This window comes from Thauera aminoaromatica S2, assembly GCF_000310185.1.
Taxonomy (GTDB): Bacteria; Pseudomonadota; Gammaproteobacteria; order Burkholderiales; family Rhodocyclaceae; genus Thauera; species Thauera aminoaromatica.
Genome location: NZ_AMXD01000052.1, coordinates 1 through 24,879 on the forward strand (window position 1 = coordinate 1; position 24,879 = coordinate 24,879).

Below are 24,879 nucleotides of genomic sequence, written 5' to 3' on the forward strand. Positions count from 1 at the left end.
GGTCGGCGCCGGCTTGCCGTCCGAGCTGCTGCTGCGCCGCCCCGACCTCGCCGCCAGCGAAGCCCGGCTCGTCGCCGCGGCCGCCAACATCGCCGCCGCGCGCGCCGCGCTGCTGCCCGGGATCAGCCTGTCGGCCGGTGCGGGCGTGGGCAGCGCCGCGCTGCTGGCGCTGGCCGACACCACACGCACGCTGTCGATCTCGGCCAGCGTGCTGCAGAAGATCTTCGACGGCGGCCGCCTGCGCGCGGACGTCGACATCCAGCGCTCGCGCCAGCGTGAGCTGGTCGAATCCCACCGCCGCGCGATCCTCGCCGCCCTCAAGGAAGTCGAGGACGCCCTCGCCAACGGCGTCCGCGACACCAACCAGGAGGCCGCCGAGCGCGAGATCCTCGCCGAAGCCGAGCGCAGCCTGCGCCTGGCCGAACTGCGTTACCGCGAAGGCGCGGACGGCCTGCTCACGGTACTCCTCGCCCAGCGCACCCTGTTCGCGTCGCAGGACCAACTCGCCCTCACGCGCCTGGCCCGACTCACCGCTGCAGTGAATCTGTACAAGGCGCTCGGGGGCGGGTGGAGCGCGGGGCGGGCGGGCAACTGAGCCGCAGCCGGCACGCGCACCGCGGGCCGCAAGCCGCCTGGCGGAGCGAGAACAACACGACCACGAGCCGGGATCCATCTCGACTCGCTGAAATTTGTTGCGAACGATTCTCGTTTTTTACATAATTCTCAACTTCTCGCCCAGCCAGCCACCTGAAACGGTCATCGTCACTCCGTCGATCGGGAAGCCAGCCAGCACCGACTTCCCGATCCAACCCTAGAGAGTCACGATGAAAGCTGCCGTTCGTTCCGGCGCGGCGCAGTCCGCACACGCCCCCGCCCGCCCGCTGCTACCCCTGAGCGCGATCATGCTCGCCGTCCTGTCGGCGGGCGCACAGGCGCAATCCACCCCGTCCTCGGCCAAGACGCTCCCGACGGTCACCGTCAACGCTGCCGAGGAAGCCCCCCACGACGGCCACCGCGCCACCGCCACCCGCGTCGGCAAGGTCCTGCAGGACCCGCACGACATCCCCCAGGCGGTCACCACGGTCACCAACACCCTGATGGAAGAGCAGCAGGTCGGCAGCCTCAAGGAGGCGCTGCGCAACGTCTCCGGCCTGTCGTTCAACGCCGCCGAGGGCGGCCGCTCGGGCGACAACATGAACCTGCGCGGCTTCTACACCTTCGGCGACATGTACCTCGATGGCATCCGCGACACCGCGCAATACAACCGCGAGACCTTCAACCTCGAACAGATCGACGTGCTGCGCGGCTCGGCCGCGATGCTGTTCGGCCGCGGCCAGGCCGGCGGCGTCATCAACCAGGTCACCAAGACGCCGCTGCTCGGCAACCGCGGCAGGATCACCGGCAGCGTCGGCATCGACGACTATCGGGAAGTGACTGGCGACTTCAACAAGGAGCTCGGCGACACCACCGCCGTGCGTCTGAACGCGATGAAGCGCGACGAGGGGAGCTGGCGCAGCAACCCGGCCGATGGCGCCGAACCGGAGATCCACCGCGAGGGCGCCGGCCTGAGCCTGGTCACCGGCCTGTACACCGACAACGAGTTCACCTTCAACCATTACTACCTGAAGACGCGCGACAACCCGGACTACGGCATCTCCTTCGATCCGGCGACCAAGCGCCCGACGAAGAACTTCTCCGCCGACACCTTCTGGGGCACGAACAACACCTTCGACGACAGCGACACCTCGATGACTTCGCTGGTGCACCAGTACAAGCTGTCCTCGCAGGCCGAGATCCGCACCCAGCTGCGCCATGCGAGCTACGAGCGCGTGTACTGGGCGCAGGCACCCGAGCGCATCAACCCGCCGAGCTTCGATGGCAGCACCGGCAGCCCGAAGGTGCGCCAGACCGACACCGAGAACCTGACCCTGCAGTCCGACCTCACCGCACGTGCGGAGCTCCTCGGCATGAAGCACGAGCTGCTCGCCGGCGTCGAGTACCTGAAGGAAGACTCGAGCCGCTGGGGGCTGCGGGATCTGGATCCCGGTGCAGGCCGCTTCTATCGTCCGGGCGCCTTCACCTCGGCGCCGGCGATCACTTACCAGGGCGACACGCTCGCCTTCTACGCCCAGGACACGATCGAGTTCGTGCCGAACTGGAAGCTGACCCTGGGTGCAAGGCATGACTCGCTCGACGCCGAGTATTCCAGCCTCAACTCGCCGCAGCTCGACTTCAGCGAGACCAGCCTGCGCACCGGCCTGTCCTGGCACCCGAACGCATACACCCACTATTACATCAGCTACAGCGACTCCTTCAGTCCGACCGCCGACCTCTACCAGCTCTCCGGCGGCAGCTACCCCGCCGAGCGCAGCAAGGTCACCGAACTCGGCGCCAAGTGGATGCTGATGGAGGGCGACCTCGCCCTGCGCGCCGCGTTGTACCGCGCCGACAAGGAATGGGAGCGCAACACCGACCTCGAGTCCACCGCCGCAATCCTGACGAAGAAGCGCCGCACCGACGGTCTGGAGCTCGAGGTCGCCGGTCGCGTCACGCCGAACTGGGAGGTCTTCAGCGGCTTCTCGCTGATGGACGCCGAGATCCTCGAAGTCGCCCCGGGCGCAGACGCCCGCCTCGAAGGCCAGCGCCCGCGCAACACGCCCAAGCTCACCTTCAACCTGTGGTCGACCTACGCGCTCGGCGGCGGCTGGAAGATCGGCGGCGGCGTCGAGGCCAAGAGCGACCGCTACGCCTACGTGCCGACGGCCGCCAACGCAAACAGCAACTTCGTCAATGGCAAGTTCTCGCCCAACACGGCACCCGGCTACGCGCGCTGGGACGCGATGCTGGCCTACGAGCAGAAGAGCTGGGCCGCGCGCCTCAACGTCAAGAACATTTTCGACCGGGTGTACTACGACGCGGTGTATGACCAGGGCGGCTTCGCCATCCCCGGCAGCGGCCGCGCGATCATCCTGACCGGCGAATACAAGTTCTGATCCGAGCCTATCGATCGGCGGGCCCCTGCGGGCCCGTCGCTTCCACTGGAACACCCCGATGAACAAACGCGACTTCCTGCGCACACTGGGCGGCGGCCTCTCGCTCGCCCTGCTGCCCCGCACCCTGTTCGCCGCCACCACGCCCGGCGAACTCCCCGCAATCCGCCTGATCGCCGCCTGGCGCAGCCTGCACGACCTCGGCCGCGATGGCGCCTCGCGCGGCGCGAAGGCGGAGGGCAGCACCGACTACGTCGGCATCCTGGCCACCGACTGGCAGCAAGGCCTCGCCCGCATCGAGACCGCGGTCGCGGTTCCCGATCGGGTCCACGGCCTGCTGCCCGACCGCGACGGCGGTTTCCTGGTGTGCGCCAACCGTCCCGGCCCCTGGCTGATGCGCTGCGCCGCCGACGGCGAAGTGCTCGCCCGCCAGGTCCTCGAGGACGAGAAGAGCGGGCGTACGCTCAATGGTCACGCGGCCTTCGACCCCGCGGGCGAGTGGCTGTACACCACCGAATCCGAGACCGGCTCCACCCAGGGCTGGATCGCCGTGCGCCGGCGCGACAGCCTGCGCAAGGAGGCGGAGTTCTCCACCCGCGGGATCGAGCCGCACGAGCTGCTGTTCGACGCCGAGGGCAAGCTGGTGGTCGCCAACGGCGGCATCCTGCGCGCCGCGGGCGACCGCAAGCGCGACCTCGAGCGCATGGACTCCTCGCTGGTGCGGCTCGATCCGCGCAGCGGCGAGCGCCTGGGCCAGTGGTGGCTGAAGGACAAGCGCCTGAGCCTGCGCCACCTCGCCCTCGGCTCCGCGCCGGCAGCGGGCGGCCCTGCGCTGGTAGGTATCGCACTGCAGGCCGAGCACGACGACCCTGCCGAGCGCGCCGCCGCCCCCATCCTCGCGGTGTGGAATGGCGACAGCCTGGCAATCCCCAGCCGCGAGACCGTCGGCGCGGGCTACTGCGGCGACATCGCCACCGGCATGGACGGCGGCTTCTACCTCTCCGCCGAGCGCAGCCATCGGGTAGCGCGCTGGCATCCGGCGGCCCCCGCGCGCCTGGAGATCATCGCCGAGCTGAACAAGGCGGGCGCGCTGGCCGAACTCCCGCTCGACGGCACCCACGCCAGCCTGATCGGCTCACCGCGCGGCCTCGGCTTCTGGCACCCGCAGCACGATCCGATGCTGCTGCGCTGGCCGGTGGAGATCGCGCCGGACAACCACTGGACGCTGGTCGGAGCCTGAACCCCGCCACCCGCCTGGATCGCCGTATCGCGACTCGCGTCGCTCCTACAGGAAGCTCCGAAGCGGGGGTTTTCTGCAGGAGAGACGCGCGTCGCGACATGGAGCGGAGAATTCGCCCCGACGCGTTTCCCGCTTACGGGAAACGACCGCCACGACGACCCGCGGCTCTCGAGAAAACGCGCTACAAGTTGGTATTTTCTTTGCGAACCCATTCCACCGCGCGCGGGGAATGAGACGCTCAGAACTCCCAGGCCACGCCCACGTTGGCGACGTTGCGATCGTTGCCGCGACCGACCGCGCCAGAGATCTTCACGCCCTCGGCGATCGTGTAGCGCAGACCGACCTGGCGATCCGGGCCGGAATGCTCCGCACCGAAGGTCTCGACGACGAAGTCGAGCTGCTCGCCGAGCGGCACGTCGAGGCCGATGCCCCAGAAGTCGAGGTCCTCGTCGCGCGCCCACTCGCGGCCGAGGTTCACATGCACCCGCGGGCCCTGCTCGAACGCCCAGGTCGCCAGGCCGGAGAGCGCGTCGACACGCGAGGAGTCCTCGCCGCTGACGCGCTCGCGCCCATACTCGTATTTCAGGCCAGCCGAAAGCCCGCTCTCGGACTGCAAAGGCACCCATTTGACCGCCGCGCCGACGGCGCGGATCTTCGCGTCGGGATCGGCGTCACGATCCTTCGCGCGGCCATAGCCCACCTCCACTTCGACATTGTCGATCGGACCGAAACCGGCCGCGCCCTCGTAGCCGCGCACCGCGTCGTCGCGGCTCCAGCCGAACTCGAGCTTGGCGCCGCCGCGCTCGAGCGTGCCGGCATCATCGACCGCCATCGGGCGTTCGGCGAGAGCCGGAGGGGAACACAAGGCGAACAGCGAGGCCAGCACGATCGGGCGCAGCCCGGACTTGCGTTGAGACATGACGACTCCTTTGCAGGGAGAGGTGGAATAAGACGGGCCGCCCACACGAGCGGCCCGAAAAGGGATGCGCAACTCCGAACGACCGGGGCTACGAGGTGATCGCTAGACAAGACCCACGCCGTCGATGCGGCAGGGACGCCCGACACTCGTGCCTCGGACGTACCCGCATGCGCCCGGAGGGGCTTCTTACTCGAGCACCTGGCCAGACACGGAAAGGGCTGTGCGGCCATGTTCGAGCACCGCATCGCGATCGAGCTTCCCGGAATATTCGGCCCCCGCCTCAATGCAGCCGATGATCGCGGTCTCCGGGCCTGGGGATGGGTTGAAAAATATTAACCGCAACAACAATCATTCCTATTTGATAATCATCAACAGCGCGCGGGATTCCGGCTTACTTTGCGCGCCGCGGACATCCCTTGCAGGGCTTGTCCTTCCTGCAGCATTTCTTGCTCATGGACTTCTCCTCGTGGAATGGAAAAGACGGACACCATCGAACCGGACTGCTCAGTGCAGTGCCCGCGGATCGTGGCCGCCATCGTGATGCGCCGCGCGAAAAATGGACCACACCGAGCGCGATAATTGACCGCAGCGCGCTTTTAATTGGGGACAAAGAATTTCGGTAGCAGAAAACGGAAAAGCGGCGAGCAGTCAGCCCAAGGCGCGGACAGCATGCGCTGAATCGCGTCAAGGACCGAGCGGGCGGCCTCGGGCTGCAACTGTGCGGCGGTGCCGGGGCCGGCGAACGGCAGGTAGGGGCGCGCGGGTATCTCGATCATGGCCTATCCTGCAATCGTGCGCGTCGCGCGAAACCGGTAGGGACGAGCCCCGGTGACCGGCGGTAGGGATCCCGAGGCAGCCGAGACAAGCCGGAGGATGGGACCGGCGCGCACGACTTCCCCTCACAGCATCAGTTCGCCCCGCTCCACGCCGGTACAGCGGAATCCACTCGCGCAACTTGTTCAGCCTCCGCGCATCGGCATTCATCATGTTGTACAGGTCCCATAGCAGCCATCCCTCGTGATTTGCGCGGACGATCAGCACTCAAGCATCCGTGACTCCTTTGCCCTGAGCCGGTTTACCGGGCGCGCCTGGCTCGCCATCTCGACGGTGTGGGTTCGGCGGCGCACCAGGATACGAACCAGGGCCGCGGGACGGCGTGGCATCAACAACCCGGAAGACCGCAGCACCAACGTGAAAGGCACCCAGGCGCCGGGCTGACTCGATAATGCACTCCCGTGTGCCCAGCGTCAATTACCTTGGCCGGTCGACGTCAATTATCCTGGCCGGTGGAAGCGAGGCATGAGGGGTTCAGCCTTTCGGCTTTGAGGTGTTGAGGGTGCGTTGCTCAGAAGGGGCGAGCCCCTTCTGAGCAACGCGGCGGCGGAAGCTTTCCACGTTCATCTCGAAGAGCGTGGCGTGATGCACGAGCCGGTCGACGGTGGCCAGCGTCATGGCCGGTTCGGCAAAGACGTGGCCCCACTCCGAGAACGGCTGATTCGCAGTGATGGCCAGGCTTCTGCGCTCGTAGCGCTCGGCGATGAGCTCGAAGAGCACCGAGGTCTCGCCCTGGTCGCGGCGGACGTAGCTGAAGTCGTCGCAGATCAGCAGGTCGAAGCGGTCGAGTTTGGCCAGCTCGGCCGGCAAGCGCAGATCGCGCCGGGCGGCCTGCAGGCGCTGCACCAGATCGCTCGTGCGGGTGAAGAGCACGCGGTAGCCACGTTCGATGAGGGCGTGGCCGATACTGGCGATCAGGTGCGTCTTGCCAACACCCGGTGGTCCGAAGAGCAGGATGTTCGCGCCTTGTTCGAGCCAGCTGTCGCCCTCGGCCAGCGCGGTGACGTGCGCCTTGGAGACCGTCGGCACGGCCGTGAAGTCGAAGGCCGACAGGCGCTTGTCCGGCGGCAAGGCGGACTCGGCTCGATGGCGGTCGATGCGGCGCGTCTCGCGCTCGTGCATCTCGTGCTCGCACAGGGCGGCCAGAAACCGCTCGGCCGGCCAGCCTTCGCGGTTCGACTGCTCGGCCAGCGCCGACCACAGCCGCTTGATGGTGGGCAGCCGCAGCTCGGTGAGCATCATGGGCAGCGTCGCCGTCTCGATGACGCTCATGCCGCCACCTCGTACAGCGTGTCGTAGACCGACAGCGCGGGCAACGACACAGTGACCGCCGGCATGGGCGTCTGGCGCGGCGCAAAGCGCGCCTCGAGTCCTTCGAGATCGGGCAAGGTGCCCGCCTGCAGCAAACCCCCGAGGATCTGCGCGAGTTGGACCTCGCACGCGCCGCGTGCGGCCAGATCAAGCAGCCCCACCATGAGCTTGCAGGCCTGGCGCTCGGGCAAGGTCTCGACCAAGCGCTCCCAGGTCTGCCGGTACTCGGCGCGGGGGAACATGTCGTCGCGCAGCGCCCAACGGGCAAAGGCGCCGGGTTTGCGCTTGAGCGCGGGCAGCAAGTGCCGGTAGTCGAGCTGCTTGCCGCGCCGCTTGCCTGCCGGCACCGCTCCGCGCGCGCTCTCGAACACGCACACCCCGCCCAGCCAGCCCTCGAGGCGCTCGGGGTAGAGGCGAAACTGGAGCCGATGGCCGATCAGGCGCGAGGGCACGCTGTAGAGCACGCGGCGGATGCTGACGGTGCTGAACTTGGTCACGCGCGCCTCGATCTCCTCGTACTCGCTGGTCCGGCGCATGGGGAGCTCAGCGAGCTGGCTGCGCTCTTCGGCCAGCCGCGTCTGGATGCGCCGGTTCAGGCGTGTGACGACCTCTGCGACGAACCGCTGATAGTCGGCTGTGGTGGCGAACTCGCGGTGCCCACGCAGCAGCAGCGCCTGCTCGAGCGCGCCCTTGAGGCTGCCTTGGCGCGATTCAATGGCGCCGTTCTCGTGCGACTGGCCCAGATTGTTCCGGCTCGGACGCAGGCCATAGTGCCGGCACAGATCTTCGTAGCGGCGCGTGAGCGTTTCCGCTTCGGCCAGGTTGTTGAAGGCGGCCGACAGGCTGTCGGTACGGTGTTCTTCGGGCACCCCACCCAGGGCCCACAGGGCATTCTGCAGACCCTGCGCCAGGGCGGCGAAGCTCTCGCCGCCGCACACGAGTTCAGCATGGCGCCAGCCCGAGTACGCCAGCGCGAACTGGTATAGGCGATGCGCGAAGTGTTCGCCGCCCACCGTGATCCTGAGTTCGTCACACACGGTGAAGTCCGACAGCGCCAAACGGCCCGGCGGATTGGCTTGCGAGAAGAACACCTCCTTCTCGTGTCCGTGCTCGGCGCGCCACATGCGGATCCGCCGCTGCAGGGTGCGCAGCACCCCATCGCCGAACACCTCACCGTGACGGCGCTGCAACTCCTCGAGCAGGGTTCGGCCCTGCAGCCCGGGTTCGCGCTCGAGCAAGGGCACCAGCTCCTGCTCCCAGACGTCCGCCAACGGATCGGCGCGCGTCCGCCATGTCCTCGGTCCGCGCTGCGACGGCAACCCGTCAGCCTGCTCGATGCGCCGTGCTGAGCGCACGCTGATGCCCATCCGGGCCGCCGCGATCTGCTGCGTCGCCTGCCTTCTTGCTTCCTTGTATTTGCGCACTTGTTGGTCCGTGATCTTCTTGCCGGGCACCGAGCGCCTCCCAACGCCTGTCGTCAGAAGAGCACTCTATCCCTCGCTTCCGGACCTTCCCGGCTGCAGATCCAACCGGCCAGGATAGTTGTCGTCGACCGGTCAGGTTAATTGTCGCCGGCCACCCGTGCATGCATGCGCCCGAAGACGAAGCCGGCGAGAAAAATTAGCGGTCCCCAGGCGACCAGCCCGATCAACGTCATCGCCTACACCCGCATGAACTGCAGATCGGGCAACCCGGCCAAGGCCGGCTGCTGCGCGCCGAGAAAGGCGACGTGGCGAAGATACCAGCGTCCCGGCGTCGGATTGCCATGGGCGTTGGGCGGATAGAACGACGCACTACGCTTCTTGAACCGCCCCTCGCTCACCATTTCGGCGAAGCTTGCGTCGACCTGGTGCGCCTCCATCTGCAGGCGTCCGCCCGGGGCCGCATGGAGCCGCCGTACCCACCCATAGGCCGGCTTGTTGTCTTCTGGATGGCCGATCGTGAGCGGCGCCTCGCGCTGGATCGGATCGTATCCGGCAGCGATGGCCTCGATGTCGGCCTGCGAGAAGGTGATCCGCTCCCCCTCCATCGAGACATGCGTCCCCGCCTTGAAGATGTCGATCTTCTGCCCGGCCAGCATGCCGGCCGCCGAGCCGCCCGACGTTGCAAGGTCCGACTCGGCAAAGCAGGCGAACGCCGTGCCCGTGACGCAATCGAGCGCTTCGGCGTAGCTGACCCGGTTCTGAAGCGCGAAGGATCGTGCCCTGGCGTCCACGACAACGTCGGAGCCGGTCGGGGCCGTCGACTGGACGTGCCGCAGCAGCAGGTCGACGCCCTTCTTCGCCATCACCTCGCGCAAGGCGTTCACGTAGCGGATGCCGTTCTCGTGCGCATAGGCGACCGCCTGTTCATGAAGCGCCGCGTCCTCTTCGCGCAGAACGTCGCCACGGCCAGATTTCGCCACGCTTGAGGCGCGGCGCGCATCGAGGTCCTGAGCCACCCATTCCAACGCTTCGCCATAACTGATCCTGTGATCGCGCATGTAGCGCCGCGCCTCGGCGTCCAGCTCCTGATCATCCATCGTCACTGCCTGCATTCCGTGTCTCCCGTCCACTCAATGCCAACCGGCAAGCCTGCCGGCCGCGTCCACGTTTTCATCCTCGCCGACCGCGCTGCAGTGCGGCGCGTCGGAAGGTCTTCACAATCTCGTCGGCGATGTCCTGCTTGGCGGTGGTCTGATAGCGGCCGAGGTCGCCGAAGTCGAGCACCACAGGGGTATTGCCACCGCCGCCGCCATCGCTTCCGACCGGCATCACGCCACTCGACACAAGCCCGCCCTCGGCGAACCGTGGCAGACGCAGCCCATTGAGGCGGGCGAGCAGATCGGTGCCGTAGTGCCGCACCGCCGCGGCCCGAACGACGAACTCGCCGTCGGAGAGCCGCGCAAGGATGCTGTCACTCGTGCCTGTGCCGGGGCCACGGATCAGGCCGCCCGCAGCAAAGCCGTTCTGCTTCGAGTTCCAATCGCTGACTGGATCACTGAACGTCGGCGTTCCGCCCTCGCTGACGGTGCGCACGATGATGGTTTTCTCGGCGGGAATGGCGTCGACAGCCCGCTGCACCTCGGCGAGGGTCTGCTGCGCCGCTGCGGCGTCGGCTTCCACGAGGGTCGCCTTCTCTGCGGGGACGGCATCCACAGCGCCCTTGACCTCTCCCAGCGCCTGTTCTGCTTGCGTCGTATCGGCCCGGATCGTCGCCGTCTTGTCGATGCCCGACGCTGCGCCGTTAGCCGCGCCGTCCGCACCGCCGCCCGGCGCCTCGCCGAGCTTTGCGAGCTGTGCCTGCAGCGCCTTGATCCGCTGCTCGGCCGCCGTGACATCGACCTGGATCGAAACAGGCTGCCCGAGCTGATCCCGCAGCCCCGTCAGCCTCTGCTCGGCCGCCTGAATCTGCGCATCGATTGCGGTCGCTGCGGCTTCTTGTGCGTTGGCCTCCTGCTCGCGTTGCTTGCCCTGAGCCCGGAGCGCCTGGCTTTCGGCCTCTCCAATCTGCCGCAGCAAGCGCACCGCGCTCGGATCATCGCCCATGCCCTGCACGTAGCCGGCGGCCTCTTCGGCCAGCCGCAGCGCCTCCTCGGCGTTCTTCCTGACTGCCTCGCCACGGCCATCGATCGCCGCGTTCTGCGCGAATAGGGCCGCCCGCTCCGCCTCGGCAATCAACGTCCCCGGCGAGTTCGCGCTCGAGAAGCCGGAAAGGCCACCCGCTTGCTCTTCACTCGAGGCGTCGAGCCGATTCGCGTCCGCGTTCCGCCTGCTGGTCGCCTCATCCGCCTGCCTGAAGAACGCGGCGGCCTCCCGCCGTGCCTCACTCGCCGCGGTCGTGCTCTCCTCCCAGGCATTGCGCAGAGCATCGCGAAGCCGCTCGGCCCCCTTGATCTCTTCCTTGGTCGCATTGAGCGCCGCCGTCGCACGCAGCTTGTCGAGGTTGGAGATTTCAGCGCTCAACTGCGCCTCGATCTTGAGGCGAGCCTGCGCAAGTTTTTTCTGTTCCGTCAGATCCGGCCCGCTCTGCGCCTCGCTGACCTTGGACTCCCAGTACGCAAGCTCCCGCTGTCTCAGCGCGATCTCCGCATCGATCAGCGGCAATACGGCGCTCGCTTCCGCGCGCCCACCGACGAACCCGAGCGCATCTTCACGGCGCTTCTTCAGTTCGGCGAGCTTCGAAGTCAGCGAACCGACCTGCTCCTCTGCCGACTTGAACGGATTCGATAGCCCAATGGTCAGCAGCGCCTGACCAAAGCCGAGCCCCACTTCCTTCGCACGCAGGAAGTCCGCCGCAAGCCGGCTCAGTCCCGGGATCAGCGCGTTCCCGATCTGGACCACCACGCCTTGAGTCAGGCCCTGCAGCCGCTCCAGGTTGCGGTTGAACTCAAGCGCGGCCGCTGCGGCGGACTCGCTGATCGTTTGGCCGAAGCGGTCGGACTCGTTGGCCAGCGCGGCAAGCCCCTCGCGCCCGAGATTGAGGACGGGCACCAGCTCATCGGCGCCCTTACCCAGCAGGCCAACCGCCGCAGTCGTCTTGACGATGCCGTCGGGCAGCTCGGAGAGCCGCTGCGCAAGATCGACGAACACCTCATCGGTGCTGCGCAACGACCCATCCGAGCGCGTCACCGCAATGCCGAGCCGGTCGAACATGGCCGCAGAGGCGCCGCCGCCCTTGGCGGCCAGTGCCATATTGACGGCGAGGCTCTGCAGGCCACCCTCCAGCGCCGACGTGGACCCACCCGCGGCCCTCGCCGCATAGGCCAGCCGCGAAAGGGCCTCCGTGCCCACGCCGGTGCGCTGCGACATCGCACCGATCTCCGACGACGCGTTCGCCGAGGCCTTGGCGATGGCAAGCACGCTGGCCGCCAGGCCACCGCCGCCGATCCCGATCGCGCCACTGAACCGGCTCAGCGCCGCCGGAATACCGCGCAACCGCGTGGCCAGGGCGCCAAAGCCCTCTGTCGCACGAGCCACAGAGGCCGTGAGCGGATCGAGCAGGGCTCGTCCGCTCAGCCCGCGATCGAGTTCCGCCCCGGTCGCGCGTGCCTGCACGGCCAGCCGTTGCAAGGCCTGTTGTGTCGCCCCCGCCTGGCTCGCCATGCTCGAAGAGGCTTTCTTGAACTCCCCTTCAGCGCTACTGACCCCCTTCTTCAGCTCGGAAAACGCGGCGACACCACTGCTTGCATCGCCGCGAATTCGAAATACGACCTCCATGTCATTGCCGGCCATGCCTCACCCCTTGCCGCCCAGCTTCGCCACCTCGCGCTGCAGGCTCGCCACCGTGTGCTTGAAGCCCTTGCCGTCGGCCTGCGCGGCGCGCGCAATCATCAGCTCGTCGATGCGCCGCTCGGCAGCGAGGCGCGCATGCGCCAGGCTCAGCCGCTCGATCTGCGCCAGCGTGTAGTCCTTCACCGCCGCCAGCGTGTGGCCGGACTCGATCAGCAGGCACACCGCGGCGTCGACGCCGCCGGGCGCCGACGGCCGGCGCGCCAGGGCAGCGCCCGGCGCCTCACGGTAGAGGGACGGATTCACCGTCTTCGAGGCCGTGAGCAGCGCCTCGAGGTCGGCATCGGACAACGTCGTCAGGAAGTCCGCCTCGCAGCCGGTGGTCAGCGCCAGCAGACGAAGATCCCCCTCGGGCGTCGGCGGTTCGCTGTGCCACGCATCCAGGCAGCGCAGCAGCTCGGGCAGATCGCCGAACTTCAGCGGCGTCACCGTCACCGCCCCGACGCTCAGCACCACCTGGTGCGGCGTGCCGAGGAGTTCCTCCAGCTCGCCCCGCAGGCCCTTGCGGGGCATCGTTGCTTGCATGGTCGCGCCTCCCGCTCGCCTAGAACTCGACGCCGTAGCGCTCGCGCAGGGCCGCGCGCTCTTCCGCCGCCCGCTGAAGCACCGTTCCGCCGTCAAAGCGTCCGTCCACCTTGAAGACAATGCCCTTCAAGACAGGGTGGCACGGCGCCTCCTCCGAGGCCGCCAGATTGAACCCTGGCAGCACCATGGTTTCGCGCGATGCGCACAGCGGGTAATTCGACCCTGCCTGCTCGAGCAACGCATCGAGTGCGCGCAAGCGCTTATACGAACGCGCAGCCCGCAAGCCATCGTCGATGTAGCGCCGGCACTCGTCCTGCGCTTCGTCCATCAGAAAGCGGCGCATCAGCGCCGGCTTGTCTTCCTTCAACTGCCGCACCCGCACCCGCGCATCCTCGGCCTTGCGCTCCAGCGCCGCCACCGTCCGGGCGAACCGATCCAGCTCAGGCCGGATGCGCTCGACCGTCTCCCGCGCGTCGCGCCGCTCGGCCTCGAGCTGGGTTACGGCCTCGTCGGTCGCCTTGCCGATCGCCACATCGGCCAGCAGGTCATCCATGCGCTCGTCGAGCACCGACACATTCGGCAGCGCCTGGCGCAACGCGGCGGCCTTCCCGTTCTGCTCGGCGATCGCCGCCGTCAGGGTCTCGATCTCCGTATCGAGCGCCGCAACCTGCGCCTGGTGTGCCAGGACGGCCGCGGCCGATTCGGTGATCGTGGTTTCCGCGGCCAGGGCCACGACGTTTGTTTTCGGTGTGCTTGTCATTGCTTCCTCTTCCTGGTTGAAGGGCTGTACGCCGCCAGGCGCCGCCCCGTGTGCCTGACGAATCAGGGGTGGTGGTGCGGCAGGAGCTGCACTTCGAAGAAACTGCCGGCGGCCAGTGCCGGGCGCAGCGCTCGGCCGCAATGGTTGTGCATCGAGCCCGTCACGGCCCGGCCAGATCCATCGTCTGCCGGCCTCACATAGGCCGCGAACTCGATCGGCTCCGCCGCCTCCACGACGGCCGAGTAATGCGTGATCACGACCACCATGCTGAATTCCTCGGCGCGAGACAGACTCACGCCGCAGCTATCGTCATCCGGCCCGCCGTCGCTCGCGGCATACATGCCATCCCAAGAGACAAACCGATGGGCGCGGATCTCCTCGCCGGCAACGCGCAGAATGGCGTGGGTTACGTCTTGCTTTGCGTACATTGCGTGTCCTCTTCTTCCATCGTTGGCGGCGTGGGAACCGTGTTGGTCTCGATGCCGGCCGCCGAATCCTTGAGCGTGATCACCACCTCCACGTCCTCGCCGGGCTCGGCGTCGACTTCCTTGCTCACCTCGAACGTTCCCGCCGGCCAGGTCTTCTCGGCCAGGCGCTGCACCGCCGCCAAGGCGCTGAAGCGGCTCGTCGCCTCCTCCCCGTTGGGAAACCGGGCGTAGTAGATTCCGCGGCGGCACCGCACCCACACCCTGATTGCGCTGCGCCCAGACGCCCCCGCGGCCAGCGCTTGAACGGCGTCGGCGGCCCCTTGCGCCTCCCGGCGCGTCTTCCTCACCCCTTCGATGACGTTTCTGAGGTGACGCTCGGAGAGGCCATGCCGCGCGGACAACTCCCGGTAGTTCTCGCCGTCGAAGGCCTCATAGATCGCGTGGTAGATCCGGTTCAGGCGGAACTGATGGCCAATGCCGATGTAGGGCTGCTGCCCCCCGAAGTTCTCACAGACCTTCAACGTGATCCGGTCGACGAGCTCGTCGACGGCCGCCTTGTCACCCCCCATCGCCGCGCTGATCTCGGTCCTCAACATCGCGTCCAGCCCACCGATGAACGTATCCTCGAATCTTTCCGGCTGCTTCATCCATGCCCCCCTTGCGCATCGGGTTCATTGACTCCGTTCAATGAACCCGATGCCATCTTCCGCACAACAGCCGCCCACGTACCTTGAAGCGTTTCAATTAATGGCGGATTGAACTCGCGCGCGCGTGAGGGGCCGGATCGAGGTACTCACTGAGCGCAAAATTGCGCCGAGTTCGCGCGCGTGGCGGGGCGAGAAAGGGGCCTGCGGCCGTGGCGTTTGCGGAGGCTGACCGCGGGCCGGATCACCGCTGCCGAAAGCGCGGCGCGCCGGACCGGGCGCGCCGGGAACGTCTGCGCCGGGGCGGCGGATTCACCGCCCCGGCGATTGGGGTCGGCGTGGCGACATCAGAAGCGCCCGGAAACCGATTTATAAATCGATTCCAGCCCCTCTCATGCCCGCCGGGCACCCTTGGTGTGCATGGGCCTCAAAAACCGGCCTCAGGGGCTGTAACGAATGGGGCCGAAATCGCCGCGCAGCGAACCCACAAAGCACAACCGCCCGTGAGGGCGGCTGTCGTCCAGACTTTGGAAAAGGGCAGCAGGCCCGCCCGCATCAGTTGCGGGATGCGTCCTGCGCCATTGAATTCAGCTCGTCCAGGTTTTCCAGACCGTCCTTATAGGCGCCCTCGCGAATCCATTCAGGAATGCCCAGCGGCCCGGCATCGGGAATGAAGAACTCGTCGCGCACCCTATCGAGCATGACCTTCATTTCACCGAAGAGCCCGGCCAAGAAGATATCGCAGTCGATACCGTGCTGCTCCTTCCCCTCCTGAAGCGCGATGATGGTCTGACGCATCGCCCCCTGAATGTAGGCCTGCACGGTCAGCGAAATGGACTCGGCTTCTTTTCGGAGCGCGGCGAGCTTTTCGTCCGGCTTGGCTTGGGCTGCCCTGATCAGCTTCTCCTGCAGGGCGTCGCGCTGCTTGCTTCGCTCGGCCAACAACTCTTCCTTCGCCGTGTTCTCGGCGCGAGCGTCGCGTACCGCCGCCTTCAGCTCTTTTACCGACATGCCGTCGATGTCGTCGCGGACCAGTGACCCCGTCCGACCAAACTCTTCAAGTTCGTCGAGCTGCTCCTCGTCGAGAATCATCAACTCGAAGAGCTTCGTCTGACTCCCCGCCGCTTCCAAAGTGGCCTTTAAAGGCCGATTTGAACACTTGCGGGCTGCCTGCATGAACTTGCGCGCGACGCGATCATTTATTCCGACCGAGTCCAGCCGGTCCAAGAACTCCCCGTGCTCGCAGAGTTCTTTCAGCACCACGAGCCCGCGCCCCACCTCGAGGCAGGCTTCGACCGAGCGCCGCATATTGGCGCTGATGTCACGCTGGATCAGTTCAGGGTCGGCGCAGTCGGCGGGAAGCAGGTAGCCCATTTGTGCGGCCAGCGCGCGCACTCGACTATTGGCTTCCTCGTCGAGCGCGCGCACGGCGTGCGCCTCCTGCCGCATTACGGCCAGTCCATGGGCGCCCTCGGCGGGCAGGACGTCCACATCGATGGTTTCGGGCTGCTTTCGGGGTTTCGGTCCGCGTGTCATGGATGTCTCGCTACGGTTGAGTTGCGTCGATTCTAACCACGTCCCGCACCGGTGCTGCTCCGGCCGGCACAAGATACACCAGCCCGTCACCCCCGATCCGGCAGCGCATGGCCGGCGCCGTGGCCGGATCGGGGCGCCGCCTGGCGCGGCACGCCCGATACAGCCGGCCCGCGAACTGCACCAGGCGCGCGGCCCGGCTGCGCTGCCCCTGTGCGCGGATGAAGGCGCCGCGCGTCGCCCCGCTGAAGTCCATCATGCCGGCGCCCTCCCGCTTGCTGCGAGCTTGGCGGCGGCCTTGCTGATGGCTCGCTTCGCCTTGCGCGCCACCTTCTCCGTACCCGGCGCCTGCACCGACGCGTAGCACTGGCCGCCGTCCATAATCGGCGCCTCCTTCACCACCAGACCGCGCGCTTCGAGCGCGGCGCGGAATGCCGCCCACTGGGGAGCATATTCGGTGTGCTTGGCTGCCAGTTCATAGACCCGGCCCGCCGCCCGCTCGATCTCCACGACGGGCACCGCCGGCCCGGCGATCAGCGCGAAGGCGTCGATGATCGTGCGCAGGTACTTGCTTTCATCCATGCGCTGCATGAAGGCGCGCTGCATCTCGAGGTGGAACCGCTCCAGTTGATCGAAGGGCTCGTCCGGCCTTTCCACCACCTCTTGCGCCATCGCGATCAGGTCGAGCACGTCGTTCCTGTAGAGCGTGATCGCGTTGTCCTCGCTGTAGATCAGCCGATCGAGCGCCCGCAAGCACGTCGAGACGCGGCTCAACGTTCCGTCGATGTGGTAAGCGAGGTTCTTGAAGTCGACCGTGGTGGCGCTGTCCATGGCGGCAGCGGCTTCGAGGAAGCCTTGATGATCGACGATGGCCTTGAGCTTGCTCATCACACACCCCCTTGCACAGCGAAACGCGCGAAGAGGTCGCCCCAGGCCTGCGCCAGGGCGGAGCGCGGGCGGCGGCTCGCCATCGTGTCGAGCATGGCCTCCATGGTGTCGCACAGCTCGTCGAGCGCGGCATCGTCGGCGTGGCCGAACAGCAGCCCGAACAGGGCCTCGCAGTATTCCTCCCGCTCGGCCATGGACGGGCGCTCGGACGGCTCAAAAGTGCGCCGTCCACCCGCCGGATCGGGCGGCACGGCGTGCACCTCGATCTCCTCCACCTCGACGGCGGCAGGCGCTGCGGCGGGCGCGACCTTGGTGCCGTCGACCTTCTTCAGCAGCGCGCGCGGCATGCGCTCGTGCCCGAGGCCGGCCTCCTGAGGCTCGCCGTCATCCCAGCGGATGCACGCGGAGGCATCGGCATAGACCTTGACCACTTCGCCCAGGCGCCCGGCATGGAGCGATTCGACACGGTCGGCCGGCCGCAGGAGCGCGCCGGTCGCAACCTCCAAATCATCGGCGCGCCTGATTGCCCTCACGGCCTCGCGCACCTGCTTCACGGTCATGGCCCTGAAGTCCTGGAGCGCATAGCCGCGCACGTTCTGCCCATCGGCCAAGGCCTGCAAGGTGTCATCGCCCAACGACAACAGTTCCGCCAGTACGGTCTTGCTCACCTTCAGACTGAGAAAGGGCTCACTGCCAACGAGGCGGGCGGCACGCATCATCCTCCGCGCCACACTATCGTCCAGTCCAATCTGTTCGATAACGACCTTGGAAAACTGGCCGTGCGGCACCATGGCCTTGATTTGCAGCAGCCGACGGCCAAATTCGACCATCGCGTGAACGTCTTTTCCCTGATGCTGGTTAGCACGCGCCTCGCCAATGGCGCGTGCGAGCGCGGCAATTGCAGGACTGGATGGTGCGACCTCGTTGTGTTCGAGCGCGTCGAGAATCGGCACTTCTGCCGAAGGGAATTTAGCGGCCATGACAGCCTCCTACGATTCGTTCAAGTTCGCCCCCTGTTCAGAGGGGCGGCCGGGTACTTGAACACGGTCGTAGGGCCGCCCGCAGTTTTCCCCCGTTTCCGAGGTGTTGTATAGCTGCGCGCTACCCGGCCATGGAGAAACCATGGACGCAAAGAACCGCGCTTTCGGGCGCGGGCATCCGCCTACGATGGTGTGTTCAGCACCGGTGCCAATCCTGCCCCAATATTTCCCATAGCGCAACATCCTTTTCTGAAGAGGAAGCCCATTGCCGCGCGCATCTCCCTCTGCTCGACCGGCGGACGCCACACTTCTGTCAGGTGTGGCCGGGCGCGGCGGCGTGAAGCGCGCCTTCCTCCATGGCGGCCAGGGCGACATCGCGCCCCACGCCGCCCACCTGCGCCGATAGCGCAAGCAGCGCGCCCGACCAGGCGGCCGCCTGGACGAAGGCCGCCGCCGGGGTACGGCCCGAGGTGTTCAGCGATTGGCGCAGCATGGCAAGCGCCTTGCGCGTGTAGATCACCGCGAAGCCGACCAGGGCGAGCAGCAACCCCGCGAGCGACGACTTGACCGCGTAGTCGAGCACGATCACTGCGGACTTCGCCCGCACTTCACGGATGTAGGCGGCCAGGCCGGGATCGCTGACGGCGAACTGCCGATCAACGTCCGCGCGCAGGTTCCGGTGCGTGTCCTGATGCCCCTGGAGCCACACCATTTGGTGCAGCACCCCGAAGAAGGTGATCTCTTCCGTGTAGCGCAGATGGCTGTTCAGCAATCCGCGCAGGGCGTGATAGGCCGGGGCGTTCAATCCGTGGCCGCTCTGGATGAAATGCGCCCGCATCGATTCGCGCAGATCGAACAGCCGGTCGCGGCTGGCGTCGAGCATCGACGGCCGCAACATGAACTTCCACGTGGCCATCAGCAGCAGCAGCCCAACACCCAACATGGTCACTTGAATCATGTCTTCACCTCCCGTGGCGTCGCTCCGATTTCCGTCAATCCGCTCGACGTGCGGCCCGGATCGTCCGCTTCGGCGATCCGCTGATAACGGCTCTTGGCCGAAATCGCGCGCTGCTTCCCTTTGCGCTCGAACCACCAGGCGCCCGACGCGATCACGCCCCACGCATAGCCGGCCATCGAGCCCAACTCCATGGCCTGCACCACCTTCGCCAGCGCGCCGATGGCTTCGGGCGATTGCCCCTGCACCAGCGGGCGCAGCCCCTCGAATACCAGCCATACGCACAGCGCAATTCCGCCGATGACCGTGACGTGACTGATCAACCCTACCACCAGTTCAAACCGCCGCGTTGAAAGCTTCGCCTGCTCGAACGCCAGTTCGTTCTTGTTCATTAAGTTTTCGCGCTCTGCAATCTCTTTTCGCGCAGTGTAACAAGTTAATGCCGTGGTCGTATCGGTTCGTGTGTGGCGATTCGCGGCGCAATCCTGCGCTGCGAATCTTCACCATGCCTCATCTTCCGCCCCGCCGGCCGCATCCCGCGCCCGCGCCTGGCGCACCGCGCGGGCGGCGACCAGCTCCCGGCACAGCCAGCGCATGACCTGCCGGGCCTCCAGGTCGATCTCGCCATCGTGCGGCCAGTGCCGGCGCTGCATGGCGCTTTCCATGCCGGCCAGCTCGGCGCCGCACTCGATCTCCACCGTGGCCGCCAGGTGCAGCCAGGCTTGGGCCAGGGCGTTGATCTGGGCTTCGAGCTTGAGGATGCGTGCCGCAGTCTTGGGGGTGTTCATGGCCGGCTCCGGTGGGTGATCGGTAAGGCCAGCGTAGCCGCTGAAAGGGCGGTTTCGGCGCTTCCAAGGGGCTGTTTGTTTCGCCCGGCGCCGCGCGTGCCGCTTCGAATTCGCTCCGGAGTTTTGCAGAGCTGTTCCTTCGTTCGCGGCCCGCCTTCCAACGGCCGCCGGCCTGCCACGCGCGCGGGTGGCGGGATAGAATCCCGTGACAGCGGGATAGGCCCGCAGGGCACGGCGAGAGGGGGCGAACATGACCACGGTAAGCAAGATCGAATGGACGGAACGCACGTGGAACCCGACCGTCGGGTGCACGAAGGTTTCGCCGGGCTGCAAGCACTGTTACGCCGAAGGGATGGCGGCACGGCTGCAGGCGATGCGCACGCCAGGCTATGAGAACGGCTTCGTCCTCACGCTGCTGCCGCAGCGCCTCGATGACCCGCTCAGGCGCCGGGTGCCGACCACCTACTTCGTCAATTCGATGTCGGACCTCTTTCACGAGGCGGTGCCGTTCGATTACATCGCCCAGGTGTTCGACACGATCGGGCGCGCGCATTGGCATACGTTCCAGATCCTCACCAAGCGGGCCGATCGCATGGCGGCGTTCTTTCAGGGGCGGGCGGCGCCGCGCAATGCCTGGCTGGGTGTGTCGGTGGAAGATCGACATTACGGCGTGCCGCGCATCGACCATCTGCGCCAGGTGCCGGCTGCGATCCGCTTCCTGTCGGTGGAGCCGCTGCTCGAAGACGTGGGCGGGCTCGAGCTGGCCGGCATCGACTGGGTGATCGTGGGCGGCGAGTCCGGCCCGAAGGCGCGGCCGATGCGCCAAGAGTGGGTGGATGCGATCCGCGCGCAGTGCGAGGCGGCCGGCGTGGCCTTCTTCTTCAAGCAGTGGGGCGGCTGGGGCGCCGATGGCGTGAAGCGCGCCAAGAAGCACAACGGCCGCGAGCTGCACGGCCGCACGTGGGACCAGATGCCGGCCGCGGCGGTGGGCGCCTGATGAAGAAGGGCGACAAGTACGCCTGGCGCATCGGATCGGCGCCGCCTGTGATCGAACAGCACAGCGTGGTCAAGCACCGGATCATCGAATCCTACGTGCGTGAATACATCCTGACGCTGATGTCACAGGCCACGATCCCGAAGCTGCAGCTCACGCTGGTCGATGGCTTCTCGGGCGGCGGCGCCTACCTGGCGGAGGATGGCGCCGGCGTGGTCGATGGGTCGCCGGTGCTGATGATGCGGGCGGTACGCGAGGCGCGGGTGCGGCTCAACATCGGCCGCGACAAGCCGCGCGAGGTGGCGGTGGACTATGCGTTCATCGACGTCGAGCGCGACACCGCGGCTTACCTGGAACAGCGCCTGGCGCAGCGCGCCGACGAGGGCGCGATCGAGCGCGCCGACCTGGCGCGGGCGCGAGTGTGCCAGGGCGACTTCCTCGCCGAGCTGCCGCGCCTGGTGGGCGAGGTGAAGGCGCGGCGGATGGGCGAGCATGCGATCTTCGTGCTCGACCAGTACAGCTACGACAAGCTGCCGATGGCCGATCTGGCCGGCCTGATGCGGGCGATGCAAGGGGCCGAGGTGCTGCTGACCTTCAACGTCGGTTCGCTCATCACCTTCCTGGCCGACCGCGCGGCGAACCGCCTGCCGATGGAGCGGATCGGGCTGGCGAAGCATGTGCCGTGGGAAAGCCTGCGGACGCTCAAGCACGATCGCCAGTGGCGCCAAGTGCTGCAGCGCCATCTGGCCCATGGCATCCGCCAGGAGGCGGGCGCGCGCTTCGCGACGCTGTTCTTCGTGCGCCCGCTCGGCGCCACGCCTTGGGACTACTGGCTGATCCACCTCTCGAACCGCTACAAGGCGCACGAGGTGATGAAGAACCTGCACTGGGACAACGCCACCGCCTTCGGCCACGAGTTGGAGCCGGGCGTCTTCATGCAGGGCTACGACGCCAACCGCGACCAGGAATACACCGGCCAGGACACCTTCGACTTCGGCGACTCGTCGCGCGAGGCCTGCGTCAATGGCATCCACGAGCACTTCGGCCGCGTGATCTTCGAGCAGCCCGGCCCGGTCCGCCTGCGCGACCTGGTGGAGCGCTACGCGGCGCAGTCGCCGGGCTCGACGCAGCACTTCATCCAGGCCGCGGCCAACTTGCACCGCTCGCAAGACGTGATCATCTGCAGCCCGGACGGGCGCACGCTGCGGCCCTCAAAGTCCTACCACCTCAACAGCACCATCGAGGCCGCCCGCACGCCCCGGCTGATCCCCTGAGGCCCTCGCGCGGCGGTGCGCAGGCGGGCAGGTAGTGAAGCCCGCCCATGAGTACCGTACCGCAATGCCCCGTAGCCTTCCCGCATGCCGCCCGCCCGGTCGGTGCCGATGAGAGAGGCCAGCCATGCCACGCACGAGAACCGCTGTGAAGCTCACCCCCGACCAGCAGAGCAAGGTCGACGCCTTGATCCGGCGATACGGGTATGTCTGCTTCGACCTGGTGAAAGCGGAGCTGGCAGCGAGCGGGATCACGTTCTCGCGCAGCGCCCTGCATCGCCACGCTCAGCGGCTCAAGTCCGCCGACTTGCGATCGCCTTCAGGCCTGCGCGAGACGGTCGTCATCGTGCTTGACGCATCGGCGGGCGCGCCGACCGCCATCCGCACGCCCGCGTCCCCCGAGACCGTCGTCAGCGCGATCGGCGCCCTCGGTTTGCCGGCCTCGGCGGGGCGCCCTGAGGCCGCCTGAGCCTGCCGATCTCCTGCCGCTCGGCCTCTTTACCCACGGTAAAGCGTCTTTCCTGCCGTATCTGCCTAAATCCAGGCTGGTGCCACTAAATCCGTGAATTATCTCGCCGACGCCCCTGGATTTATCTCACTCGTCCTTACCATCGCCCGCATCGCCCAGCACTGCATAGGCCTCCCACTCCGCCACCAGCCGGGCGGCGCAGTCGCGCACGCAAGCGGAAAGGCGCTGATCGCTGCCGATCACCCGGAAGTGACCGGCGATCGCCTGCGCCAGCGCGGGCGAGCGCCGCGCCGGGAAGCGCGACAGCAGCTGCAGCACCGCCGCCAGCGCGAGCTCGGGATGGGTGTCGTACTCCGGCCCCGCGTTCGCGGCAACCCTTCGCCGGCTGGCGGATGAATGCGCGCTCACAGCCGCACCGCGTAGTACTCGACGACCTGCTGGACGTCGACCGGGAAGGGCACCTCGTCGGGCGACGGGGTGCGCGTCATCGTCGCCACGAACGCCGCCTCGTCGAAGACGAGCCATTCGGGGCGGGTCAGCGCAGGCTCGGCGAGCGCCTCGACCACCACCGGGATGCGCCGCGCACGCTCGCCAAGCTGGATGCGGTCGCCCGGCCGGATGCGGATGGAGGGGATGTTCACCGCCCGTCCGTTGAGCAGTACGTGCTTGTGGCGCACGAGCTGCCGCGCCGCCACCGCGGTGGGCGCGAAGCCGGCGCGGAACACGAAGTTGTCGAGGCGACGCTCGAGCAATTCCAGCAGCTTGTCGCCGGTCGGGCCGCGGTCGCGCTTGGCCTCGCGGAACAGGCGCTGGATCTGCTTCTCGCCGAGACCATAGTTGAAGCGCAGCTTCTGCTTCTCGATCAGCTGCACGCCGAAGCCGGACTTGCGCCTCGGGCGCCGGCCGTGCTGGCCAGGGGGATGGTTGCGCTCACCCAGCGGCTTGCGCGACAGGCCGGGCAGCTCGGCGCCGAGGGCACGCATCACTTTCAGGCGGGGGCCGGTGTATCGGGACAATCGGTTCTCCTTCATTCAGGGATTCTTGCTGCGCCGACGCACGAAGAGCGCCAGCAGGACAGCCTCGAAGTCGAGACAGGGTCGGTTGAATATCGTCTTTGCGAATGATTCGCAATATCGTTAAAATCCGAATCACTGTCAAGCCTCTCTGTCCTGCGGTCCGGACCGCATCGAATACACGCCGGGCGCACGACCTTTGAGCTAGATCAGTAAAAGTCATAATGCGACCCATTATCGTTCTAGGCTTACTCCGCCCTCCGGACACCCGAGTTCATGGACTGCGCCACTTCGCCCTCCTCCGCCGCTGCCGCCGCGCTGCGCACCCTGGCCCTCGTCGGCCACCCCAACGTCGGCAAGTCGGTGCTGTTCCACCGCCTCACCGGCACCTACGTCACGGTGTCCAATTACCCCGGCACCACGGTCGAGGTCTCGCGCGCCACACCGCGCTTCGACCGCGAGGCCTCGCTGCTCGACACCCCGGGCGTGCTCGCCCTGCCATCGCGCAGCGACGACGAGCGCGCCACCATGCGCGCGCTGCTCCATGAGGACATGCGCACGCTGATCCAGGTCGGCGACGCCAAGAACCTGCGCCGCACGCTCAACCTCACCGCGCTGCTGGCCGAACTCGGGGTGCCGATGGTGATGGCGCTCAACATGACCGACGAGGCCAAGGCGCGCGGGGTCACAGTGGATGCCGAGGCCTTGTCGGAGGCACTCGGCGTGCCGGTGGTGGCGACGGTGGCGACCGGCGGGGAAGGAGTTTCCGCGCTCACCGAAGCGCTGCAGCGTGCGGCGGTGCCGGCACCACTGCTGCGCTACGACCCGGTGCTCGAGCGCGACATCGCCCGCGTCGAGCAGCTCATCCTCGCGCAATGCCCACATCCGCGCCTGGCCGCACGCGGGCTGGCCATCCTCGCCATCGGCCGCGACCCCGAGGTCGAGGCCTGGCTCGCGGCGCAAGCGAACAGCGAGACCGTGCGCGCCGCGCTCGCCGAGCTCACCGCGCCCATCGGCCGCGACTCGCTCCCGGCGCGGCTCGCGCGCGAGCGCGGCGGCGCCGCCGA

Annotated in this window: 26 protein-coding genes; 7 read left to right on the plus strand and 19 right to left on the minus strand. The window is 67.4% G+C overall.

Features of this window, described 5'->3' with window-relative positions:
• From C665_RS09835 to C665_RS09845, 3 genes are all read left to right on the plus strand, one after another.
• A partial coding sequence (locus C665_RS09835) for a TolC family protein (protein ID WP_004307529.1) occupies window positions 1–595 on the plus strand: 595 nt, incomplete at its 5' end.
• A gap of 229 nt (window positions 596–824) precedes the next feature.
• The gene (locus C665_RS09840) at window positions 825–2,993 is read left to right on the plus strand and encodes a TonB-dependent receptor (protein ID WP_040828942.1); all 2,169 of its coding nucleotides are present in this window, start codon (window positions 825–827) and stop codon (window positions 2,991–2,993) included.
• Window positions 2,994–3,051: 58 nt separating this feature from the next.
• Entirely contained in the window at window positions 3,052–4,230 is a 1,179-nt protein-coding gene (locus C665_RS09845) for a DUF1513 domain-containing protein (RefSeq protein WP_004307531.1), read from the plus strand.
• A gap of 238 nt (window positions 4,231–4,468) precedes the next feature.
• Here the strand turns inward: C665_RS09845 and C665_RS09850 are convergent, their stop codons facing one another.
• The 17 genes from C665_RS09850 to C665_RS09930 form a co-directional block, all read right to left on the minus strand.
• On the minus strand, window positions 4,469–5,149 hold the full coding sequence (locus tag C665_RS09850; protein ID WP_004307532.1) for a PA4824 family protein: 681 nt from the start codon (window positions 5,147–5,149) through the stop codon (window positions 4,469–4,471).
• 596 nt (window positions 5,150–5,745) lie between these two features.
• On the minus strand, window positions 5,746–5,925 hold the full coding sequence (locus C665_RS09855; protein WP_040828944.1) for a hypothetical protein: 180 nt from the start codon (window positions 5,923–5,925) through the stop codon (window positions 5,746–5,748).
• Between the two features lie 532 nt (window positions 5,926–6,457).
• Window positions 6,458–7,255 carry an IS21-like element helper ATPase IstB gene (gene istB, locus C665_RS09860; protein ID WP_004298999.1) on the minus strand — a complete coding sequence of 266 codons (798 nt, stop codon included), beginning with the start codon at window positions 7,253–7,255 and terminating at the stop codon, window positions 6,458–6,460.
• Entirely contained in the window at window positions 7,252–8,748 is a 1,497-nt protein-coding gene (gene istA, locus C665_RS09865) for an IS21 family transposase (protein ID WP_040828304.1), read from the minus strand. The genes istB and istA overlap by 4 nt, the downstream gene beginning before the upstream one ends.
• Window positions 8,749–8,954: 206 nt before the next feature.
• On the minus strand, window positions 8,955–9,830 hold the full coding sequence (locus C665_RS19865) for a hypothetical protein (RefSeq protein WP_157277033.1): 876 nt from the start codon (window positions 9,828–9,830) through the stop codon (window positions 8,955–8,957).
• 58 nt (window positions 9,831–9,888) lie between these two features.
• Window positions 9,889–12,507: a coiled-coil domain-containing protein gene (locus C665_RS09875; RefSeq protein ID WP_004307535.1), complete on the minus strand. Its 2,619-nt coding sequence runs from the start codon at window positions 12,505–12,507 to the stop codon at window positions 9,889–9,891.
• Between the two features lie 3 nt (window positions 12,508–12,510).
• Window positions 12,511–13,089, minus strand: a complete 579-nt coding sequence (locus C665_RS09880) for a hypothetical protein (protein ID WP_157277034.1) — start codon at window positions 13,087–13,089, stop codon at window positions 12,511–12,513.
• A 19-nt stretch (window positions 13,090–13,108) separates the two neighbouring features.
• Window positions 13,109–13,849 (minus strand): hypothetical protein, encoded by a 741-nt coding sequence (locus C665_RS09885; protein WP_157277035.1) that lies wholly within the window; start codon window positions 13,847–13,849, stop codon window positions 13,109–13,111.
• Window positions 13,850–13,911: 62 nt separating this feature from the next.
• Window positions 13,912–14,277, minus strand: coding sequence for a hypothetical protein (locus C665_RS09890; protein WP_004307539.1), 366 nt, complete (start codon window positions 14,275–14,277; stop codon window positions 13,912–13,914).
• Entirely contained in the window at window positions 14,256–14,924 is a 669-nt protein-coding gene (locus tag C665_RS09895; protein ID WP_004307541.1) for a Mor transcription activator family protein, read from the minus strand. Before C665_RS09895 ends, C665_RS09890 begins: the two co-directional genes overlap by 22 nt.
• 552 nt (window positions 14,925–15,476) lie before the next feature.
• Window positions 15,477–16,457, minus strand: coding sequence for a DUF3102 domain-containing protein (locus C665_RS09900; RefSeq protein WP_083854698.1), 981 nt, complete (start codon window positions 16,455–16,457; stop codon window positions 15,477–15,479).
• Window positions 16,458–16,467: 10 nt separating this feature from the next.
• Window positions 16,468–16,713, minus strand: a complete 246-nt coding sequence (locus C665_RS09905; RefSeq protein WP_004307545.1) for a hypothetical protein — start codon at window positions 16,711–16,713, stop codon at window positions 16,468–16,470.
• On the minus strand, window positions 16,710–17,342 hold the full coding sequence (locus tag C665_RS09910) for a hypothetical protein (RefSeq protein WP_004307547.1): 633 nt from the start codon (window positions 17,340–17,342) through the stop codon (window positions 16,710–16,712). Before C665_RS09910 ends, C665_RS09905 begins: the two co-directional genes overlap by 4 nt.
• The gene (locus tag C665_RS19870; RefSeq protein WP_083854699.1) at window positions 17,342–18,322 is read right to left on the minus strand and encodes a DUF3102 domain-containing protein; all 981 of its coding nucleotides are present in this window, start codon (window positions 18,320–18,322) and stop codon (window positions 17,342–17,344) included. Before C665_RS19870 ends, C665_RS09910 begins: the two co-directional genes overlap by 1 nt.
• A gap of 313 nt (window positions 18,323–18,635) precedes the next feature.
• Window positions 18,636–19,280 carry a hypothetical protein gene (locus tag C665_RS09920; protein ID WP_004307551.1) on the minus strand — a complete coding sequence of 215 codons (645 nt, stop codon included), beginning with the start codon at window positions 19,278–19,280 and terminating at the stop codon, window positions 18,636–18,638.
• Window positions 19,277–19,669, minus strand: coding sequence for a hypothetical protein (locus tag C665_RS09925; RefSeq protein ID WP_004307552.1), 393 nt, complete (start codon window positions 19,667–19,669; stop codon window positions 19,277–19,279). Before C665_RS09925 ends, C665_RS09920 begins: the two co-directional genes overlap by 4 nt.
• Before the next feature lie 108 nt (window positions 19,670–19,777).
• Window positions 19,778–20,065: a hypothetical protein gene (locus tag C665_RS09930; protein ID WP_004307554.1), complete on the minus strand. Its 288-nt coding sequence runs from the start codon at window positions 20,063–20,065 to the stop codon at window positions 19,778–19,780.
• A 250-nt stretch (window positions 20,066–20,315) separates the two neighbouring features.
• Here C665_RS09930 and C665_RS09935 point away from each other — a divergent pair, with 250 nt between their 5' ends.
• The 3 genes from C665_RS09935 to C665_RS09945 all read left to right on the plus strand — a co-directional run bounded on the left by C665_RS09935 (window position 20,316) and on the right by C665_RS09945 (window position 22,799).
• Window positions 20,316–21,062: a DUF5131 family protein gene (locus C665_RS09935; protein WP_004307556.1), complete on the plus strand. Its 747-nt coding sequence runs from the start codon at window positions 20,316–20,318 to the stop codon at window positions 21,060–21,062.
• On the plus strand, window positions 21,062–22,333 hold the full coding sequence (locus C665_RS09940) for a three-Cys-motif partner protein TcmP (RefSeq protein ID WP_004307558.1): 1,272 nt from the start codon (window positions 21,062–21,064) through the stop codon (window positions 22,331–22,333). Before C665_RS09935 ends, C665_RS09940 begins: the two co-directional genes overlap by 1 nt.
• 145 nt (window positions 22,334–22,478) lie before the next feature.
• Window positions 22,479–22,799: a hypothetical protein gene (locus C665_RS09945; RefSeq protein ID WP_004307559.1), complete on the plus strand. Its 321-nt coding sequence runs from the start codon at window positions 22,479–22,481 to the stop codon at window positions 22,797–22,799.
• 126 nt (window positions 22,800–22,925) lie between these two features.
• Here the strand turns inward: C665_RS09945 and C665_RS09950 are convergent, their stop codons facing one another.
• Together C665_RS09950 and rpsD are read right to left on the minus strand one after the other, a co-directional pair.
• A complete protein-coding gene (locus C665_RS09950) occupies window positions 22,926–23,207 on the minus strand; it encodes a hypothetical protein (RefSeq protein ID WP_040828949.1) in 282 nt (93 codons plus the stop codon).
• A complete protein-coding gene (gene rpsD / locus C665_RS09955; RefSeq protein WP_004307563.1) occupies window positions 23,204–23,815 on the minus strand; it encodes a 30S ribosomal protein S4 in 612 nt (203 codons plus the stop codon). The genes C665_RS09950 and rpsD overlap by 4 nt, the downstream gene beginning before the upstream one ends.
• Before the next feature lie 273 nt (window positions 23,816–24,088).
• On the opposite strand from rpsD, the gene C665_RS09960 reads away from it, so the two are divergent.
• A partial coding sequence (locus C665_RS09960; RefSeq protein WP_004307565.1) for a FeoB small GTPase domain-containing protein occupies window positions 24,089–24,879 on the plus strand: 791 nt, incomplete at its 3' end.